Source organism: Xanthomonas sp. DAR 80977 (genome assembly GCF_041240605.1).
Taxonomy (GTDB): Bacteria; Pseudomonadota; Gammaproteobacteria; order Xanthomonadales; family Xanthomonadaceae; genus Xanthomonas_A; species Xanthomonas_A bundabergensis.
Window position 1 is genome coordinate 2,609,249 of sequence record NZ_CP162487.1, and the last position, 19,254, is coordinate 2,628,502.

Sequence of the window (19,254 nt, forward strand, 5' to 3'; positions counted from 1 at the left end):
CCGCGGCTGCGCCGGCCGCTCACGCCGCGGCCGCCTGCAGCGCGCTGCGGCCGTTGCGCAGCGAGAACAGCAGGTCGTACAGCACCGGGATCACCCCGAGCGTGACCAGCGTGCCCAGCGCCAGGCCGCCGATCATGGTGATCGCCATGCCGGTCCACAACGGCCCGGCGAACAGCATCAGCGGGATCAGGCCGACGATGCAGGTCAGCTTGGTCATCACGATCGGACGCAGGCGCTTGACCGCCGCGGCGACCACCGCCTCGCGCCGGTCCAGGCCATCGGCCAGCTCGGCATCGATGCGCTCCAGCAGCAGCACCGCGTTGTTGACGATGATGCCGGCCAGCGCGAGCAGGCCGAAGGTGGCCATGAAGCCGAACGGATAGCCGGTGACGAGCAGCGCGAGCGCCGCGCCGATCAGCACGAACGGAATGCTGGCGACGACGATGAACAGCTTGCGGAACGAGTTGAATTGCCAGATGAACAACAGCAGGATCGCGCCAAGCGCATGCGGCATGTACTGCAGCAAGGCCTGGTTGGCCTCGGCCGAGTCCTCTAGCTCGCCGCCCATCTCGATGCGGTAGCCGGGCGGCAGGCGCAGCGCGGCGACCTTGTCGGCCACGGCGGCGATGACTTCGTCGGTGGTCATGGCCGGATTGCGGCCGGTCACGGTGATGGCGCGGCTCAGGTTGCGGCGCTGGATCGCCGACGGTTCGGACGATAACGCAATATCCGCGATCGCCGACAACGGCACGGCGGCGCCGCCGGCCTGCGGATAGAGCAGGGTGCTGCCCGGATCGCTGGCCTCGGCGCGTTCGTCGGCGCCGCCACGCAGCACGATCGGCACGTTGACGCTGTCGTCGCGGATCACCGAGGCGTCGATGCCGCTGTAGCGCAGCTGCAGGGCCTGGGCGATGTCGTCGCTGCTCAGCCCGGCGCGGCGCGCCTTGACCTGGTCGACCCGGACCTCGTAGCGGGGAATGCGGATTTCCCAGTCGTCGCTGACGTCGACGGTACCGGGCAGCTGCCGCAGCGCCTGGGCGATCCCGCCGGCGATGCGGCGCAACTGGCCTTCGTCCGGACCGACCACCCGGTAGACCGCCACGCCGGACTCGGTCGACCCCAACGAAAAGCGCTTGGGCTCCGCGCGCACGCCCGGATAGTTCTTGCGTATGTGCTCGCGAACGTGGGCAATCAGGGCGTCGATATCCGTCCCTGGGCGAACGCTGACGGTGAAGTAGGCGATGTTGGGGGCGGCCTGCGGCGGATTCAGGCCCAGCACGATTCGCGGTCCGCCATCGGCCACGTAGCCGATGCTGTCGACGATCTCGGTGTGCTTGCGATCGGCCAGCCAGCGGCTGATCGACTGCACCGTCCGCAACGTTTCGCGCGAATCGCTGCCCGGCTGCAGGGTCACCGGCATCTGGAACTGCAGGCGGTCGGACTTGGGCAGGAAGCTGTAGGGGATCGAACCGAGGATGGTGGCCGCTCCGGCCAACAGCAGCAGCATGCTGCCGAGGAACAGCGCCTTGTGCCCGAGCAGGGTTTCGATGACGCGCCGGTAGCCGCGGTACAGCCTGGAGTCGTAGTGGTCCGCGCCATCGGCATGCGCAGCGCCGTGCGCACGCGCGAAGTACATGCACAGCAGCGGGGTCACGGTGACGCTGAGCAGCCACGAGCCGAGCAGGGTCACCGCCAGCACGATCGCCAGCGAGCGCATGTATTCGTTGGTGCTGGTCTGGCCGAAGAAGAAGGGCGAGAACGCGAGCACGATGACCAGCGAGGAGGTCAGCAACGGCAGCGCCAGGGTACGCCCGGCCGCCTCGCAGGCCTGCCGGCGTTCCTCGCCGGCGGCCAGGCGGCGCTCGATGTCTTCGGCAATGACGATGCCGTTGTCCACCAGCAGCCCGAGCGCCAGGATGATCGCGGCGATGGAGACGGTCTGCAGTTCCACGTCCAGCGCCCGCATCACGATCAGCGTGCCGAGAATGGTCAGCGGCACGATCGCGCCGACGATCAGGCCGGTGCGCCAGCCCAGGAACAGCATCACCACCGCCATCACGATGAGCACGGTCTCGCCCATGACGTGGTGCATCTTGCTCATCTCACGCTCGACCACGTCGGCCTGGAACGTGACCACGTGCTGGGAAAAGCCGACCGGCAGCGTCCGTGCGGTCTCGCCGAGCTTCTGCCGCAGCGCCTGGCCGACCTGCGCGATGTTGTAGCCGGGCGCCATCGACACCGCGACCACCACCGCCGGTTGGCCCTGGTAGATGGCGGCGCTCTCCGGCGGATCGGCCGGCATCAGCTCGATGCGCGCCAGCTGCGACAGCGGGATCTGGCGCGCGCCGTCGCCGCCGGGCGCCGAGATCGGGGTATTGCGCAGTTCGTCCAGCGTGCGGATCTCGCCGGAGGTGGTGACGGACATCGCCAGGCCGGACGCGGCGATCCGGCCGCCGCTGGCGACCACGTTCTGCGTGCGCAGCTGTTGCGCCACCGCGCTGGGGGTCAGGCCGGCCTCGCTCAGCCGGGTGCGCTCGAAGGCGATGTAGATGCGGTCCTCGCGCAGCCCGTGGAAGGTGACGCGCTCCACGCCGGGCACGGTGTACAGCTGTTCGCGCATCTGCCGCAGCGGCGCGCGCATCTCGCTGGTGCCGAAGCCCGGTGCGGTGACCGCGATCGAGGCGATGGCGACGCGGCCGAAGTCGTCGTCGACGAACGGCCCCTGCGTCCCCGGCGGCAACTCCGCGCCCGCATCGGCGGCCTTGTTGCGCACCCGTTGCCACAGCGCGGGCAGATCGGCGACGTCGTCGCGCGCGGTCAGCTGCACGATCGCGCTGCCGGGCCGCACCGTGGTGACGATCTTCTTGATCCCGGTGAGCTCGCGCAGGTGTTCCTCCACCGGGCGCGCGATCATGTTCTCGACGCGCTCGCTGGGCATGCCCGGGAACGCGACCTGCACCACCGCATCGCGCACGGTGACGCTGGGTTCCTCCTGCGAAGGAAAACCGAGGAAGGTGACGATGCCGCCGATCAGGATCAGTGCGGCGGCGAACAGCGCGAGGCGGCTCGAAGCGAGGGTGGCGCGGGTCAGGTTCATGGCGTGGCGTTGCCGGTCAGGCGGGTATCGGGGAGGTAGGGAACGACGTGCTGTCCGTCGCTGAGGAAGGCCGCACCGGCGGCGACGACGCGTTCGCCCGCATCGAGTCCCTGGCGGACCTGCACGCGGCCGCCTTCGGCGTTCCCGGCCACGATCTGGCGGCGGCGCACGGTGGCGTTGCCGTCCTGGTAGACGAACACCATCGGCTTGCCGTTGCCCATGCTCGGCACCAGTGCGCTCAGCGGCACGCTCAACGGCGGCGCCTCGTCGCGGGGCAGGGCCAGCAGCAGGTTCTCGCCGCTGCGCAAGCCGGCGCCATCGCCCGCGGCGCTGTCGAACAGCGCCTGGACCGTGGCGCCGCCGTCGAGGCGATCGGAAACGCTGCGCAACTGCAACGGCAACGCTTGCTCGGGCGCACTGGCCCGATACGCCGCCGCTGCCTGGCCGGGACGCAGCGAGGCCGCCACCGCCGCCGGCAGCGCGACCGTCACCTGGGTCCGCCCCCGGCCTTCCACCTGCAGCACCGGCTGGCCGGCCGCGACATTGGCGTCGGGCTGTTGCAGCCGGGCCACGACGCTGCCGTCGAACGGCGCGCGCAGATCGGCCTGGCGCAGGCCGCGGTGCGCCAGCGCCAGGTCCGACTGCGCGCTGCGCAGGCGCGCCTGTGCGCTGGCGAACGTGGCCTTGGCGGCGGTCAGGGTCGTCGCCGACGCGGCACCGTCCTCGAACATGGCCTGCTGCTGGGCGAGCTGGGTCTGCTGCTGTTGCAGGTCGGCCGCCGCTATGCGCACGTTGGCCTCGGCCTGCTCGGCACGCAGGCGGGTCGGCTCCGGATCCAGCCGCGCCAGGATCTGCCCCTGGCGCACGCGGTCGCCGACATCGACCTCGATCGAGGCGATGCGGCCGCCACCCTCGAAGCCGAGTTCGGCGCGCTGTTCCTGGCGCACCTGGGCCACGAAGCGGACGGCGTCGCTGCCATCGGCAACGCCGACGGACTCGAGCTTCACAGCCCGCGGCGCCTCCGGCGGTGGTGGCGCCTCGCGGCTGCATGCGGCCAGCGACGCTGCAGCCAGCGGCATGCAGACGGAGAAGAAGATCGCAAGACTCGGTTTCATGGGGGCTGCTCTGTGTTGCCGTCAGAAGTTGTAGGTCACGGCGCCGATGGCGCTTGCGAAAGCGCGACGCTTCACGATCGGGCTGTCCTCGACGTCGTCGGCGAAACGCATGCCGCTGACCGTCAGCGACGTGCTCCAGTGTTTGGACAGGGCGTGATCCCAGTTGGCGCTGACGGAATACGCATACACGCCGGAATCCTGCTTGGACACGGCGTACCCACTGCGTGCGCTCTGCGCATCGGTCACGCCGAAGTAGGCCTGGTTGTAGCGCCGGTCGCCCCAGTGCGCATCCAGGTTCATAGTCACCGTGTCCTTGTCGCTCTGCAGCAAGGTGAACTTGGGGCCGGCACGGAAGTTGTTGCGCCGTGCGCCGTCCTTCAACGCGAATTCCGCTTCGGCGGTCAGGGTGAAGTAGGGCGTAAACTGCTGCGCGATCATGGTGCGGCTGGTCACCGAGCCTGGCACGGTGCCCATGCCGGCCAAGGTCTTCGAACCCGGGCGCCAGCTGCTGTCGCGGTCCAGGCGACCCAGGTCGTAGCCGAAGGACTGGCTGACGTAGAAACCGCCATCGGTCTGGAACTGCACGCCCAGGCCGCGCACGCTGTCGAAGAACACGATGCCACTCTGCGCAATCAGCACCGGAGCGAACAGCGTGCGTTCATCCTTGGAACCCAGGTAGCGCGGCGCCTCCACTGCGGCGGCGCCTATGCTGAGTTCGGTCTGATGGCCGAACAAACGGAAGCCGGACGCGTCCGCATCGGCGGCATCGGCGGCCAAAGGCGACAGGGCGCAGGCCAGGATGGGAATCAACGCGAGAGTTTTCATGGTAAGCCTCTTTCGGAGTGGGGTGGATCAGGACGCGTGCGGCAACTGCACGCCATAGAACGCGCGGAACAGCGCGATGCGGTTGAGGATCAGCTCCTGGCGGGCCTGCAGGTGGTCCAGCGCGGCCTGTTCGGCGGCGATGCGTTCGCCTAGCAGCGCCGGGCGATCCTGCAGGCCTTGCGCCACGCGCCGGTCCATGCGTTCGATGCGTTGCCGTTCGCGTTCGCGGTTGGCCCGTTCGCGTTGTTCGCGCTGTTGCAAGGCCGGGCCGGCATCGAGCGCGTCGGCGACCTCGCGGAACGCGGACTCGATCGCCTTCTCATAGTCGGCGACGCCGGCCTGCTCGCGCAGCTGCGCGATGTCCAGGTTGGCGCGATTGCGGCCGTAGTCGAAGATCGGCATGGTCAGCTGCGGAACGAAACTCCAGGTGCGGCTGCCGGCGTCGAACAGGCCGCTGAGCACGTCGCTGGCGGTCCCCAGCGAGGTGCTCAGGCGGATCGAGGGGAAGAACGCGGCACGCGCGGCGCCGATATCGGCATTGCGTGCGCGCAGCTCGGCCTCGGCCTGCTGGATGTCCGGCCGTTGCAGCAGCACCGCCGAGTCCAGGTCGCGCAGGGCCATGCTGCCGGCATCGGCCGGCAGCAACTCCTCGAGATCGCCGGCGCTGGCCGCGGCGTCGTAACCGGCGACCAGTTGCAGGGCGCGGCGCGCGGCGGCGTGGTCGCTGGCTGCCTGCAAGGCGCGGACCCGGGCTTGGTCGGTCTGATGACGCTGGCGGTCGAGCGCGTCGGTGGAGATCAGCCCGACATCGTGCTGGTCGTCGGCGAACGCCAGCAATGCGCTGCTGGCGTCGGCGATGGCCTGGAAGCGCGCCTGCGCCTGCGCGGCGGCGCGTTCCAACGTATAGGTACGCAACACCTCGGCGACCAGTGCGCCGCGCGCGGCCTGCTGGCCGGCGCTGGAGGCCAGGTAGCGCTGCTGTGCGGCCGCGGACAGCGAGGCCAGCCTGCCGAACAGATCCAGCTCGAAATCGTCGATGCCCACCGCGGCAGTGACCAGCTTCTGGCCGTAGCGTTCCTGCTGTTGCGGAGCGTCGTAACTCTGCCGGGTCTGCTGTGCATTGATCCCGATCTGCGGCAGCTGCTGCGCCCGCTCGATCCGGTATTGCGCGCGCGCCTGCTGCACCTGCAGGACCGTGCTGCGGAAGTCCGGGTTGTGCGCCAGCGCCTGGCGCAGCAGCGGCGCCAGGTCGCGGTTCGGCGAAAACTCGTGCAGGAACTGCCGTTCCTGCTCCGACAGCGCGGCCGTGGCGGCCGCTGCCTGCGGCGTCGGCGCTGCGGATTCGCCGCCCAGCGTGCCTGGCACGGTCGCCTGCGGACGCTGGTAGACCGGCGCCAGCGAACAGCCGCCCAGCAGCACGGCCAATGCGGCCAGGAGAAGGCAGGGGCGATGCGAACCCTTGCTTGCGGACGATAGAATCATAATGGTCAGTCGGGTGGCCAATCTCGAGTGATAGAGTCGGCCAGCGAGTTCAAGCTGGTTTCTAGGAATCTTCAAGATTTCGTCAAGACGCGCGACAAGGGCTGCACAGGGCATGAGTTCCAAGAAGATTCTTGTCGTCGAGGACGACGCCGACAGCGCCAGCATCCTGGAGGCCTATCTGCGCCGGGACGGATTCGAGGTCGCGCTCGCCGGCGACGGCGAGCGCGCGATCCAGCTGCATGCGCAGTGGAAGCCGGACCTGGTGCTGCTGGACGTGATGCTGCCCAGGCTGAGCGGCACCGAAGTGCTGTCGACGATCCGCCGCAGCAGCGACACCCCGGTGATCATGGTGACCGCGATGGGCGACGAGCCGGAAAAGCTCGGCGCGTTGCGCTACGGTGCCGACGACTACGTGGTCAAGCCCTACAGCCCCAAGGAAGTGGTTGCCCGCGTCTATGCGGTGCTGCGCCGCGCCGGGCCGGCCAGGGCGACCGAGGAACCGCTGAAGTACGAGCGGCTCACCGTCGACACCAGTGCGGTCCTGGCCACGGTGCAGGACCGCGACGGCAACGAAGTGCCGCTGGACCTGACCCCAACCGAGTTCAATATCCTGGCCACCCTGCTGCGCACGCCGTTCAAGGCGTATACGCGCAGCGAACTGCTGGAAATCTGCCTGCCGGAGAGCGACGCGCTGGAGCGGGTGGTGGACGCCCACGTGCACAACCTGCGCAAGAAGCTGGAAGCCGAGCGCATCACCGACGTGCTGGTGACGGTGCGCGCGATCGGTTATCGCTTCCGATGAAATGGCCGTTCGCCCGCCGCACCGCGCACGCGCCGCTGTGGCAATGGGTCGGCCTGCGCATGAGCGCGCTGGCGGTGGTCACCGTGCTGGCGATCGTGTTCGCCATGTGGTTGCGCTTCGCGATCTGGGACATCGTGACCCTGCACAAGCTGCCGCCGGCGGCGCGCCAGGAGATGATGGAGCTGCGCCAGGACCCGCACAGCAACGAGCAGCGCCTGTGGCAGCTGTTTGCGCGCTACTACGACGTCGCCGACTTCCTGCCTGGATTGGCCAGCCGCGACTGGCTGCTGCTGGCGGTGTTGGTGATCTCCTCGATCCCGGTCATCGTGGTGTGCGGACTGCTCGCATCGCGGCCCTTGTCGCGGCAGTTCTCCAACGTGGCGGAGGCGGCCCGGCGGATCAGCGACGGCGACTTCTCGGCGCGCGCCAAGGTGATTCCCAGCGCCCCGGACGAACTGGCCAGCTTCGCGATGGACTTCAACGGCATGACCGCGCAGCTGCAGCAATACGAGCGCGAAGTGCGCGATTCCAGCGCGATGCTGGCGCACGAACTGCGCACCCCGCTGAACGCGGCGATGGGCCGGGTGCAGGGCATGCTGGACCAGGTGTTCCCGTGCAGCGACGAACAGTTGCAGATGGTCCACCGCCAGCTGGAACAGATCAATCGCCTGGTCGGCGACCTGCACCTGCTGTCGATGGCCCGTGCCAATCAATTGATGCTGGAGCCGCATACCTTCCCGATCGACGTGCTGATCCGCGAACGCCTGGCCTGGCTGGCGCAGCCGTTGCAGGCGGCGCAGATGGATGTGCAACTGCGGGTGTCGGGCCCATTGACGATCAGTGCCGACCGCGACCGTATCGGCCAGGTGCTGTCGGTGCTGATCGACAACGCGCTGCGCTATGCCGCAGTTGGCAAGAGCCTGCTGGTCGAGGCGAGCACCGGCTCCAGCGACGTGCTGATCTGCGTCAGCGATCGCGGCCCGGGCGTGGCGCCCGAACTGTTGTCGCGGATGGTCGACCGCTTCTGGCGGGCCGAGGACTCGCGTGCGCGGCACTCGGGCGGCAGCGGCCTGGGCCTGTCGATCGCCGCGGCGATCTGCCATGCGCACGGCGGCGCGCTGGAGTTCGCTAACCGCGAGGGCGGCGGGTTGTGCGCGCGGGTACGGTTGCCGCGGGCGGTTTAGTCGCAATCGGCTGGCTGGGACGTGGCGGTCGCAGGCATTCCATCGCACCCCACAAGTGTCCGGAAAGTGTCCGGCCGGACACTCGAAGTGTCCGGCCGGACACTTCGGAGGCGTATCCCACCTTTCAAATCGTCTACCTGTTGCGGGCATGAATATTGCTTAATATCGGTCCGACAATCCAACGCAACGACGGCATACGCATGGACGACCAAAGCCGCATCCGCGACGTGTCAGTTTTCGATATCCGGTTGGGCGTGCCGGCCACGGCCGGATGATCGGCGCCGCAATGGGCCTGGCATGCGATCGGCCAGGATTCGGCGGTCTGCATAGACACCGCGATCTCGCGGACGGCATCGCGTCCGGTGCGGACGCAATCGGGATCGCCGCCACGTTCGTGCCGGAACTTAAAACTTGGCAAGACGCAGTTGCTGCCGATGAACGCCGTTTTCCGCAGCTCGTCGGCAGTGGTCGTCGATCGAGCTTGCCGGGCGCTACCTGCAGCTGTCCGCCTGCTAGCGAGACCGCGCGGTGTCCGATGCATGCCCGGTCCTCAGCGTCGGCAGCTGGAACCGCCATCGGTCCGTCCGCGGGGTCTTGCGGAAACTGTCGCCTAGTGCGTCGTTCCGCGCCTGAACGTCTTGTTTCCGTCCACAGATAGGACTCCATATGCTTGAGATGCGCCAGGTCAGCAAGGTCTATCGCACGGAGATGGTCGAGACGCATGCATTGCGCTTGCTCGACTTGCATGTCAGGAAAGGCGAGTTCGTCGCTGTCACGGGTCCTTCCGGTTCCGGCAAGACGACGTTTCTCAACATCGCCGGTCTACTGGAAACGTTCGGCGGAGGCGAGTTCAGATTGGATGGCGTCGACGTGAAGGGCATGTCCGACAGCCAGCGCAGCAAGCTGCGCAACGAGAAAATCGGGTTCATCTTCCAGGGCTTCAACCTGATCGCCGATCTGGACCTGTTCGACAACTGCGACGTGCCGCTGCGCTACCGCGGCATGGGGGCCAAGGAACGCAAGCTGCGCATCGAGGCGGCCCTCGACCAGGTCGGACTGGCCTCGCGTATGCATCATTATCCCGCCGAGCTGTCCGGCGGCCAGCAGCAACGCGCGGCAATCGCCCGTGCGTTGGCGGGCAGTCCAGGCCTGCTGTTGGCCGACGAGCCCACCGGCAACCTCGATACGCAAATGGCGCAAAGCATCCTGGAGCTGATCGAGCAGATCAACGCGCAGGGTACGACCGTCATCATGGTGACGCACGATTCCGAGCTTGCCGCCCGCGCGCCGCGCAACGTCCACATCGTCGACGGCATCGCCACGGACATGTCGGACAAGCCTGGCCGCCAGGGGCCCGCGACGCAAGGCCAAGTGCCCACATAGCGCGGCGACTGCCGGTACCCCTTCATTGGATTGCCACGGCGCTGCACAACCGGCTCCGCCTCTACGGATAGCGCAAAGAGAGAACACATGTTCGGATACTACTTCGACCTGGCGCTGCGCAGCTTCAAGCGCAACCGAATGCTGACCGCACTGATGGTGCTGGCGATCGCGCTTGGTATCGGCGCCAGCATGACGACGTTGACGGTGTTCTATATCTTGTCCGGGGATCCCTTGCCGGGCCGAAGCCAAACGCTGTTCTATCCGCAACTGGACCCGGGCGACATGGAGAATTTCACGCCGGGCGAGGAACCCGAAGACCAGATGACGCGGTACGACGCGGAAACGCTGCTGCGCCAGCGCCGTGGCGACCGCCAGGCGGTGATGAAGCGCGGTAGCGTGGTGGTGAGGCCGGAGCGTGCCGAACTCGGCTCGTTTTCGGTCGATGCTCGCTACACGTCCGGCGACTTCTTTCCGATGTTCGCCACGCCTTTCCTGTACGGCAATGCCTGGGGCAAGGCCGAGGACGACGGCCGCAGCCGCATCGTGGTGATCGCAAAGGCGCTCAACGACAAGCTCTTCGGCGGAGAAAACAGCGTGGGCAAATCGTTGTGGCTGAGCCAGAACGAATTCCGCATCGTTGGCGTCCTCGACGACTGGCGCCCGATTCCGAAGTTCTACGATCCGTATGGCAGCCTCTACGGCGAGATCGAGCAGGTGTTCGTTCCGTTCTCGACGTCGCGCGACCTCAAGATGGACGCGTCGGGCCGCATGCACTGCTGGGGCGACGACGACATGGAAGAAGATCCCGATGGCACCACCGGGGTCAACGCACCATGCGCCTGGCTGCAATACTGGGTCCAGCTCGACACGCCGGAGAAAGTGGCGGCCTATCGGCAATACCTCACCAACTATTCCAACCAGCAGCGCGCCGCCGGCCGCTTCCAGCGACCGACCAACGTCCGCCTGCGCAGCCTGATGGAGTGGCTGGACTACAAGAAGGTGGTGCCGAGCGACGTGCGCCTGCAGGTTTGGTTGGCGTTCGGATTCCTGGTCGTATGCCTGCTCAATACCAGCGGCCTGTTGCTGGCGAAGTTTCTGCGCCGTTCCAGCGAGATCGGCGTGCGGCGCGCGCTCGGCGCCTCGCATCGCGCGATCTTTGCGCAGTATCTGGTCGAGGCCGGTGTCATCGGGCTAGCCGGCGGTGTGCTGGGGCTGGGATTCGCGCTGCTGGGTCTGTGGGCGGTGCGCCAGCGTTCGGCCAGCTACGCGGAACTGGCGCAGCTGGATCCCGCCATGCTGATCGTCACCTTCGTGCTCGCAGTCGGCGCCAGCGTTCTCGCTGGGCTGCTGCCCGCGTTCCGCGCATGCCAGGTTGCTCCAGCCATCCAGCTCAAGACGGACTAGCTGCCAGCTGCAGGATCGCGTCGACGAGATACGCGACGCTACATGACCAATCTCCCCCGGCAACCTGGGGGAATGAGCCATCACCGAGGGAACGCCATGGACATCCGCCCCATCTTCTCCGCACTGCGCCGGCACAAGACGGCTGCGCTGCTGATCGTGCTGGAGATCGCCGTCAGTTGCGCCATCCTCTGCAACGCGGTGTTCCTGATCCACAGTCGCCTGCATCTGATGGATCGCGCTACCGGCCTGGCGGAAAGCGAACTCGTGCGCATCCAGTTGGCCAAGAGCGGCAACGACGACCAGGCTGCCGCGCGAGCCAAGGAGGATCTGGCAGGGCTACGCGCACTGCCCGGGGTCAAGGTCGCGGCGGTTTCCAACTCGGTGCCACTCGGGCTGCTGGGCAGGAGCCTGGACGTCAAGCTGACGCCGGATCAATCCCCGCTGTTCGAGACCGCCTACTATATCGGCGACAAGCAGTTGCTTGATGCGATGGGATTGAACCTGGTTGCGGGTCGCCGTTTCCTGGACGACGAATTCATCGACTGGGCGGCGCTCGACGCACCCAACAGCAACGTCGGGATCCCTTCGGCCATCATCACTCGGGCCATGGCCAACAAGCTGTTTCCCGAGCAGGATCCCCTCGGCAAATCCTTCTATGCCTGGAACGATGCGCCGATCAAGGTCGTCGGCGTCGTCGAGCATCTGGTGCAACCCCACGGATTCAACGACCCGTCTTCCTACGAGTACGCCATCCTGCTGCCGGTGGAGGGAGGCTTCCCGACGTACTTGCTGCGCGTCGCCGATTCGTCGCGCCGCGCCGAGGTGCTGAAGCGTGCAGTGGATACCTTGAAGCGCATCGATCCGAACCGGATCATCCTCAAGCAGGATACCGTGCAGGAAATGCGGGACAGCTACTACCAGCAGGATCGCGAAATGGCCTGGTTGTTGGTCATCGTCTGCGTCGCGTTGCTGGTGATCACGGCGCTTGGCATCGTCGGCCTGGCCAGCTTCTGGGTCCAGCAGCGTACCCGGCAGATCGGCGTCAGGCGCGCCCTTGGTGCGACCCGCACCCAGATCCTGCGCTACTTCCAGACCGAGAATTTCCTGCTCGCCACGGTCGGCATCGTGCTCGGAATGTTTCTGGCCTACGCCATCAATCAGCTGCTGATGAGCAAGTACGAATTGCCGCGGCTTCCGCTGGTCTATTTGCCGATCGGCGCGATCGTGCTGTGGCTGTTGGGCCAGTTGGCGGTACTTGCGCCGGCGCGGCATGCGGCGTCGATCCCGCCTGCAGCGGCAACGCGTTCGATCTGAGCTTGCGGTCGAAGCGGCCAGGGCCGTCCAGGCCTGCGCTCGGACAGCCAGCGATGGGCTGATCGATGCGCTTCAACACCTCCGCTTCTCAAGGGACGCAGCCTATATCGCATGAGGCAGTGCCCGGGCCGAACTGAGCAGCAGGCCCGGGCGCGGCCTTAACCGGCTGCCGCAGACCTGGCCCTGGACCGTGTTTTGCGTGCGCCCTGGTGCTGGGGCCGGCCCTAGACCGCTTTCAACGTGGCCGGCCCATCCACTGCATTCGCCAGCGAATCGGCTTGCGACGTCGGTCGGCCCGCAGCTTGACCGCATTGCCGATCCACGCGGGTGACGATCCCTTCGCCGAGCATGACGACCTGGTCGGCAAGATGGAAATAGCGGTCGTCGTGAGTGATGACCACAACCGCCTTGCCCTTCGCTTTCAGTGACGGGAGTATCTCGTCGTAGAACACCGCCTTGAAGGTCGGATCCTGATCGGCGGCCCATTCGTCGAACAGGTACAGTTCCTTGTCGTCTATCATCGCCGCGAGCAGCGCCATGCGCCGCCGCTGCCCATCCGACAGCGACAAGGTCGAGAACTTGCCCTGCTGGTACTTCACCTTGCCGTCCAGCTGGAGCGCATGCAGATAGTGATCGACCATCGCCGCGAGGCCTTCGTCGGTCACGCCCAGAATCTGATCGAAGAGGTGGTAGTCGGAATAGATCGCGCCGATGGCCTGGCGGTAGGTGCCGATCGAAGTGCTGGTGATGGCCTGGTCGCCGAAATAGATGACTCCGCCGTCGGCGCGGTAGTGCAGGGTCAACAGCTTGCCGAGTGTCGATTTTCCCGAGCCGTTGCCGCCGACGATGAACGTGATCTCGCCCTTGCAGAACTCCAGGTCCAAGGGCCCGACCTCGAAGCCGTTGCCGGCGCCGTCGTAGTGATAGCGGACAGCTTCGAATCGCACGCGTTCCCAAGCCAGCGGCGCCTCCTGCCGCGGGGCGATGTCTTCGCTGGGGATCTCGGCGAACAGCTTGGCCACACGCTGCATCGACACGCGCGAGATGGCGAGTTGGGGGACGTAGTTGAGAATGATCGAAACCGGGCCGGTCACGTACAACAAGGCCATGATGACGCCGACCAGTTCCTGGTTGCTGACCACGCGATAGTTGACGAAGACGAAGATGATCGAGCCGATCACGAAAAAGCTGAGCAGATCGCCGTAGTTGCTGGCGGTGCGCACGATGGTGTGGCCGGCCTTCTCGTTGCGCTGCACCTCGTTCTCGTAGGACATCAGCACCGATTGGAAATAGGCCTCGCGCTTGCCGTCGTTGAGCTTGAGTTCCTTGATGCCGCGCAACAGGCCGTTGATCGATTCCTGCAGGCCATCGAACCCGCGGCGTGCGCGGATGAAGTAACGGCGCCCGATCATCATCGGCACCTGATAGGTCAGCACGCCGAAAGCGATGCATCCGAGGACGAACCAGAAGACGTCGGAATTGAGGATCAACAGGAAACCGAGCATGCCGATCAAGGTGACCATGTTGATGAGCAGGTCAGGCAGCATGCGCGCGCCTAGCACGATGCGCGGAACGTCTGTGGTCAGGGCGGTGAGCAGGCGTGCGGAGCCGATACGCTCTAGCGCGGAAAGCGGAGCGCTGGCGATCTGCCGATACAGGCCAGTGCGCAGTTGCGACGCCACATCGATCGCGACTCGGCTCAGCATCACCTGCGACAGGGTCCTGCTGACGAGGATGAACAAGCATACCGTGATGAAGATCAGCGCAAACGGCGCGTTGGCGATCTCCAACGAGAACACTCGGGTAGGCGCGGTTGCGATTTCGTCCAGGCGAGCGTCGCCCGGCTTGAGCACGCTCAGGATCAAAGGGATCAGCAACGAATAGCAAACGCCCGAGAGACCGCCGAGCACGATCGAAAGGAATACCTTGTTGGGCGCCTTGCGGGAAAACTCGGCAAACATGTTCATCTCGCGGCTCCTGGGAGTATCCAACGTTCCTGTCGTACCGACTCAGGGCGCGGCGGAAGTTCGACCCTTGTCGAAGGTGCTATCCAATACGCGGTAGTGCACGTCGCGGAACGGCTCGACCATGTCGTCGTAGTGCGGACTCAGCGCGTTGCCGGACTGGCCTGTCGAGTTCATGTAGTAGTGCTCGGCATGGGCGCCACGCAAGGCGACGACCTGCCTGAACCCTGCGCCGAACTTTTGCAGGTAGCCGTCGGCTCCGGCGAAATCCGAAGCGGCGACATTGATCGTGTTTTCCGAGCCGCCGTTCCCGATGCGGCGCTCGAACACCTTGTCCAACGGCTTCCATTGGCTGAATGGAATATGCGCGTATACCGTGTTCTGGATTCCGCCCCAGCGCCAGCTGGCCATGCTCCAATCTCCCTTCAGCTTGTACAACTCCCACAGGGCGCTGTTCTGCGCAGCGGCCAGGTCGGCATCGCAGGTCTCGCGCGCAGGGGTCGCGCTGTCGTCGCACCAGACGGGATCGTTGCCGTGCAGCATCTCGCGCAGATACGCCAGAGACACATCGCCTTGCATGCCCCGCAGGATCTTCGATGCCTGCGGGTTGTTCCACGCACCATGCAGTTTCTCGCCGAAGACGCGCTGGCGAAAGTGCCGCATCCACACGGTGAAGATCGCCGCGGCCTGGCTGTCCGCACGCATGTCGCCGTTCCATGTCTTCAGATAGGTCGCGGCCTGGGCGCCATGCTCCCCTTGTGGCAGGCGTTGCTTCAGCTCCGCCATCAGCGCAGCCGCCTCCAGGTCGGTGGTGTCGGCCTGGATCCGCTGCATGTCGCCGACCGTCAGGAGCTGCCCCGTGTCGATGCGCTGCCGCAGCAATTGCTCGATGCGGCGCGCGCGCGACGGAGACGCCCAGTCGTGCGAGATCAGATAGGGATAGTCGTCGCTGGTGACCTTGTTGTTGGCATTGACGATGTACCCGGAGGGCGGATTGTAGCTTTGCGGCCACGCCGCTTCGGGTACATGCCCAGACCAGTCATGGGAGCCATCCCAGCCGGGCGAGGGCAGGGTCCCCTGGCCCTGCTTGCGGATGGGAATGCGTCCTGCGCCAAGATAGCCGATGTTGCCGCTGCGATCGATGTAGAGGATGTTCATCGCCGGCGCGACATGATGTGCGAGGGCGGCCTTGAAGCTTTCCCAGTCGGTGGCGTAGTTCAGCCGGAAAAAAGCCTCGTAGCTGGTATCGCCCGGGTCGAGCGCGGTCCAGCGTAGCGCGACGGGCTGATCGAACACGCCGTAGTAGTCGCTGATGATCGGGCCATGCCGGGTCTCGCGAACCTTCAGTGTCACCGGCGCGTATTGCTTGCGCAATTGCTGCGGAAAATCGGCGCGGACCTGCAGCGTCTCGGTACGCGTCCGGAAGGGCCTCCATTCGCCGTCGACTTCGTAGCGTTCACCGGCCTGATCGGGTCGTTCGAAGAACAGATCCTGCGCGTCGGCCATCATGTTGGTGCCGCCCCACGCGATATGCGCATTGCGTCCGAGAACGGCTACAGGCAGGCCGACCAGGCTCATGCCCGACACCTTGTAAGCTGGCGCGTCGACGCTGATCGCGTACCAGAGCGAAGGAATCTGCAGGCCCAGGTGCGGATCGTTCGCGAGCAAGGCCATGCCGCCCTTGGAATGCTGGCCGGCGACGACCCAGGCATTGCTGCCGACGTTGCGCCCGCCGAGCGCGTAGGCACTTTCCAGCCGCCGCTGGAAAGCGGCGAGGGCCATCAGGTGCTGCGAATCGCGACGGGTGGCCGCGGCGGCGGCGACCGTCGTTGGCGCGTCGGCTGGATAGGACGGGAAGAAGGCCGCGAGTTGCGCATCCGTCAGCGACTGGCTGGCGATGTAGCGATCGATTTCGCGGCGGAAGTTCCCGCCCAGGTCAAGCGCGAATACCTTGATCCAGGCCAGCGAATCCAGTTCGGTCCAAGGCTCGGGAGTGATGCCGAGCATCCGGAATTCTGCCGGCAGCGGGTGCTTTTCGGCTATCCAGGCGTTGATCCCGGCCGAATACGCGGTCAGCGATCGCTGCGCTTCCGGGCTGAGCGCGGGCCAGGCCGACTTCGCAGAATCGTAGAGGCCCAAAGTGCGGAACCACACATCCGTCTCGATGCTGGCCTTGCCGAACATCTCGCTAAGACGGCCGCGTGCCATGCGTCGTTGCAACTCCAGTTGCCACAGCCGATCCTGCGCATGCACATAGCCAACAGCAAAGAACGCATCGGCGTCGCTGTCGGCCCGTATGTGCGGTACGCCGTTGGCGTCGCGCGCGATCGTCACGGGCGCGGAGACTCCCTTCTTCAGATGCAGTGTGCCATCGGCAGGCAGGCTCGCCTGCAGCGAAAAGAACAGCCATGCCGCGCCGAGCAGCAGCGGCAGCACGACGAGCGCGAGCAGGCGCTTCGCCAGAGGAAACGATCGCGGCGTCATCAGACGGCGCTGGTCGAGGGCGCGTCGATGCGCGCGATGCCGCGGGCCTGTCGGGAATCCCGATTGCGGGCAAGGAACGCCATGCGGAGAACGAATTCCGGTTCGGCATGCGACGTCATGAAACGGTCATCGGCTTCAGCACGCGAGCCCGGCAGCAACGCGGTCCCGGCGCCATGCCCGCCCGGATGGTTCGTCCAGTCAAAAGCCCGTTTCGAAGAGCGACGCGCAGAGCATGGCATTTTCCGGTTCGTCCCTGTAATTCCGTCGCGGATATATACACGGACCGGGCTTGACTAATCAAGATATCGATGGAAAAGTAAATCGGAGTGATGGGCTGGCCTCTCGATGTTCTGCAGGCCAGCACCGGGGAAGACGTCTTCAGCCCGTTCGGACCTAGCGTTGCAGCCATTGCTGCTGCTTGTCCGATGCCTGTTGGCTCAAGATGCGTCAGGAGAATGAAGCTTACTCAAGGAGAGGGTGGCCGTGCAGAGTTTTCCCGAGATCGTGCTCCAACGCACGCAGCTGAACTCGGATGGCGTCGCTTGCCGCTTTTTCAGGGGCCCTACGCTTGCTCATGACGTTATGACGTTTGGTGTTCTGTGGGAGCGCGCTGCGGCCTGGGCGCAACGGCTGCAAGCCCAGGGACTGGAACAGCAACGGGCCGTGCTGGTGTGCAAGTCGCAACAGAACTTCGTTGTCGCGTTCTATGCGTGCCTGCTAGCGGGCGTCGTCGCTGTGCCCGCGTCTCCGCCGCGACGGCAAAATTCGCAAAATCGTCTACAACTCATCGTCCAAGATGCCGGTGCGCATGCGATCATCTTCGATTCCGACGAGCTCGTGCAGGCGGAATTGGCGTTGGGGGCCGAGGCATTGCTCAGAATCGACATGCGTGAGCGCGTGGAAACGTTCGCAGACTCTGTGTGCGCTGCACAATGGGAGCCGGCGCATGTGGAGGCATCGACGCCCGCTTTTCTTCAATATACCTCCGGCTCGACCGGAGATCCGAAAGGCGTCGTCGTTACCCACGGAAATCTCGTAGACAATTGCGCAGCGATTCAAGATGGGATGCAAATCACGGAAGAGTCGCGCTTATTTACTGCGCTGCCGTTGTTTCACGACATGGGACTCGTCGGCGGGGTTCTGCAATTCATGTATTCCGGATGCTCGGCGAGCTTCCTGTCCCCTACCGAATTCGTGCAGTATCCGGAGCGCTGGTTGCAAATCATCTCCGAGTTTCGTATTACCGTCAGCGGCGGGCCGAACTTCATGTACGATCTGGCCGCGCGCACGGTAAGGGATGCAGCCATCGCGGGGGTCGATCTGTCGTCATGGCGTGTCGCATTCTGCGGAGCCGAGCCCATTCGTGCCGCGGTCATCGACCGATTCACGCAACGATTCGCTGCGCATGGCTTCCGCGCGGAGGCGTTCTACCCGTGCTATGGCATGGCGGAATCGACGTTGTTGGTCACCGGCGTGCAGGTCGGCTCTGCGCCGGCGATGCATCGGCATGCTGGTGCGGAAGTCATCGGCTGCGGATCGCCGTGGCGCGACACCCACGTCGAGATCGTGGACCCTGAAACGTTGTCGAGAGTGGCGGAGGGGCAAAGCGGAGAGATCTGGGTCAGAGGTCGCAGCGTCGCACATGGCTACTGGATGCGGCCGGAGTTGAGCCAACGCGTTTTCCAGGCGCAGATCGACGGTTCCGGCCCCGCCCACCTGCGTACCGGAGATCTCGGCTTCATGCTCGACGGCCAACTGTACGTGACCGGGCGACTCAAGGACCTGATCATCGTCAACGGCCGGAAGTACGCGCCGCAAGATATCGAAGACAGGTGCGAGCAAAGCCACGAAGCCTTGCGGCAAGCCGGCGGCGCCGCGTTCGGCATAAGCGACGAAGACGGCGAACGGCTGGTGGTGGTGTTCGAACTCAAGCGCGAATGGTTGCGACGCCATCCTGACTGGCCGGCCGTGCTCGGTTCGATGCGCGCATCGGTCAATGCCGAATACGGCTTGCCTGTGGCGGACATCGTGCTGATCAAACCTGGCGCGTTGCCGCGCACGTCGAGCGGCAAGGTACGGCGGATGCAGTGCCGGATGGACTACCTGTCCGGCGGGTTGGAGCGTGCCGCGTCGCATTGATATCGGCAGCTGATCGACCGCTCGTCGCGCGGTCATGCGAGTGCGTCTCAAAGGATTTGCT

General features: G+C 65.7%; 12 protein-coding genes. 6 read left to right on the forward strand and 6 right to left on the reverse strand.

Translation table 11 applies throughout. From position 1 onward, the window contains the following. Positions 1-19 precede the first annotated feature (19 nt). The 4 genes from AB3X10_RS11220 to AB3X10_RS11235 are packed head-to-tail and all read right to left on the reverse strand — an operon-like array spanning position 20 to position 6,456. Positions 20-3,097, reverse strand: coding sequence for an efflux RND transporter permease subunit (locus tag AB3X10_RS11220; protein ID WP_369981490.1), 3,078 nt, complete (start codon positions 3,095-3,097; stop codon positions 20-22). Then, complete coding sequence (locus AB3X10_RS11225; protein ID WP_369981492.1) at positions 3,094-4,212, reverse strand: efflux RND transporter periplasmic adaptor subunit; 1,119 nt, start codon at positions 4,210-4,212, stop codon at positions 3,094-3,096. Before AB3X10_RS11225 ends, AB3X10_RS11220 begins: the two co-directional genes overlap by 4 nt. A 21-nt stretch (positions 4,213-4,233) precedes the next feature. After that, on the reverse strand, positions 4,234-5,037 hold the full coding sequence (locus AB3X10_RS11230) for a MipA/OmpV family protein (RefSeq protein ID WP_369981494.1): 804 nt from the start codon (positions 5,035-5,037) through the stop codon (positions 4,234-4,236). A 27-nt stretch (positions 5,038-5,064) separates the two neighbouring features. Further along, positions 5,065-6,456, reverse strand: a complete 1,392-nt coding sequence (locus tag AB3X10_RS11235) for an efflux transporter outer membrane subunit (RefSeq protein WP_369981496.1) — start codon at positions 6,454-6,456, stop codon at positions 5,065-5,067. A 175-nt stretch (positions 6,457-6,631) separates the two neighbouring features. On the opposite strand from AB3X10_RS11235, the gene AB3X10_RS11240 reads away from it, so the two are divergent. The 5 genes from AB3X10_RS11240 to AB3X10_RS11260 all read left to right on the forward strand — a co-directional run bounded on the left by AB3X10_RS11240 (position 6,632) and on the right by AB3X10_RS11260 (position 12,606). After that, complete coding sequence (locus tag AB3X10_RS11240; RefSeq protein ID WP_369981498.1) at positions 6,632-7,321, forward strand: response regulator; 690 nt, start codon at positions 6,632-6,634, stop codon at positions 7,319-7,321. After that, positions 7,318-8,505, forward strand: coding sequence for a sensor histidine kinase (locus tag AB3X10_RS11245; RefSeq protein WP_369981500.1), 1,188 nt, complete (start codon positions 7,318-7,320; stop codon positions 8,503-8,505). Before AB3X10_RS11240 ends, AB3X10_RS11245 begins: the two co-directional genes overlap by 4 nt. A gap of 666 nt (positions 8,506-9,171) precedes the next feature. Continuing rightward, entirely contained in the window at positions 9,172-9,888 is a 717-nt protein-coding gene (locus tag AB3X10_RS11250) for an ABC transporter ATP-binding protein (protein WP_369981502.1), read from the forward strand. 87 nt (positions 9,889-9,975) lie between these two features. Continuing rightward, complete coding sequence (locus AB3X10_RS11255) at positions 9,976-11,292, forward strand: ABC transporter permease (protein ID WP_369981504.1); 1,317 nt, start codon at positions 9,976-9,978, stop codon at positions 11,290-11,292. 96 nt (positions 11,293-11,388) lie between these two features. Then, positions 11,389-12,606, forward strand: coding sequence for an ABC transporter permease (locus AB3X10_RS11260; protein ID WP_369981506.1), 1,218 nt, complete (start codon positions 11,389-11,391; stop codon positions 12,604-12,606). Positions 12,607-12,830: 224 nt separating this feature from the next. Here AB3X10_RS11260 and AB3X10_RS11265 read toward each other — a convergent pair whose 3' ends face one another. Both AB3X10_RS11265 and AB3X10_RS11270 read right to left on the reverse strand, forming a co-directional pair. Further along, on the reverse strand, positions 12,831-14,573 hold the full coding sequence (locus tag AB3X10_RS11265) for a cyclic peptide export ABC transporter (RefSeq protein WP_369981507.1): 1,743 nt from the start codon (positions 14,571-14,573) through the stop codon (positions 12,831-12,833). Positions 14,574-14,615: 42 nt separating this feature from the next. Next, a complete protein-coding gene (locus AB3X10_RS11270; RefSeq protein ID WP_369981509.1) occupies positions 14,616-17,054 on the reverse strand; it encodes a penicillin acylase family protein in 2,439 nt (812 codons plus the stop codon). A gap of 483 nt (positions 17,055-17,537) precedes the next feature. On the opposite strand from AB3X10_RS11270, the gene AB3X10_RS11275 reads away from it, so the two are divergent. Next, complete coding sequence (locus tag AB3X10_RS11275; RefSeq protein WP_369981511.1) at positions 17,538-19,193, forward strand: fatty acyl-AMP ligase; 1,656 nt, start codon at positions 17,538-17,540, stop codon at positions 19,191-19,193. Positions 19,194-19,254 lie beyond the last annotated feature (61 nt).

Coding starts and splice junctions, on each gene's coding strand:
- AB3X10_RS11245 (WP_369981500.1), top strand. CDS start 7,318: ATGAAATGGCCGTTCGCCCGCCGCACCGCGCACGCGCCGCTGTGGCAA.
- AB3X10_RS11250 (WP_369981502.1), top strand. CDS start 9,172: ATGCTTGAGATGCGCCAGGTCAGCAAGGTCTATCGCACGGAGATGGTC.
- AB3X10_RS11220 (WP_369981490.1), bottom strand. CDS start 3,097: ATGAACCTGACCCGCGCCACCCTCGCTTCGAGCCGCCTCGCGCTGTTC.
- AB3X10_RS11240 (WP_369981498.1), top strand. CDS start 6,632: ATGAGTTCCAAGAAGATTCTTGTCGTCGAGGACGACGCCGACAGCGCC.
- AB3X10_RS11255 (WP_369981504.1), top strand. CDS start 9,976: ATGTTCGGATACTACTTCGACCTGGCGCTGCGCAGCTTCAAGCGCAAC.
- AB3X10_RS11225 (WP_369981492.1), bottom strand. CDS start 4,212: ATGAAACCGAGTCTTGCGATCTTCTTCTCCGTCTGCATGCCGCTGGCT.
- AB3X10_RS11265 (WP_369981507.1), bottom strand. CDS start 14,573: ATGAACATGTTTGCCGAGTTTTCCCGCAAGGCGCCCAACAAGGTATTC.
- AB3X10_RS11230 (WP_369981494.1), bottom strand. CDS start 5,037: ATGAAAACTCTCGCGTTGATTCCCATCCTGGCCTGCGCCCTGTCGCCT.
- AB3X10_RS11260 (WP_369981506.1), top strand. CDS start 11,389: ATGGACATCCGCCCCATCTTCTCCGCACTGCGCCGGCACAAGACGGCT.
- AB3X10_RS11270 (WP_369981509.1), bottom strand. CDS start 17,054: ATGACGCCGCGATCGTTTCCTCTGGCGAAGCGCCTGCTCGCGCTCGTC.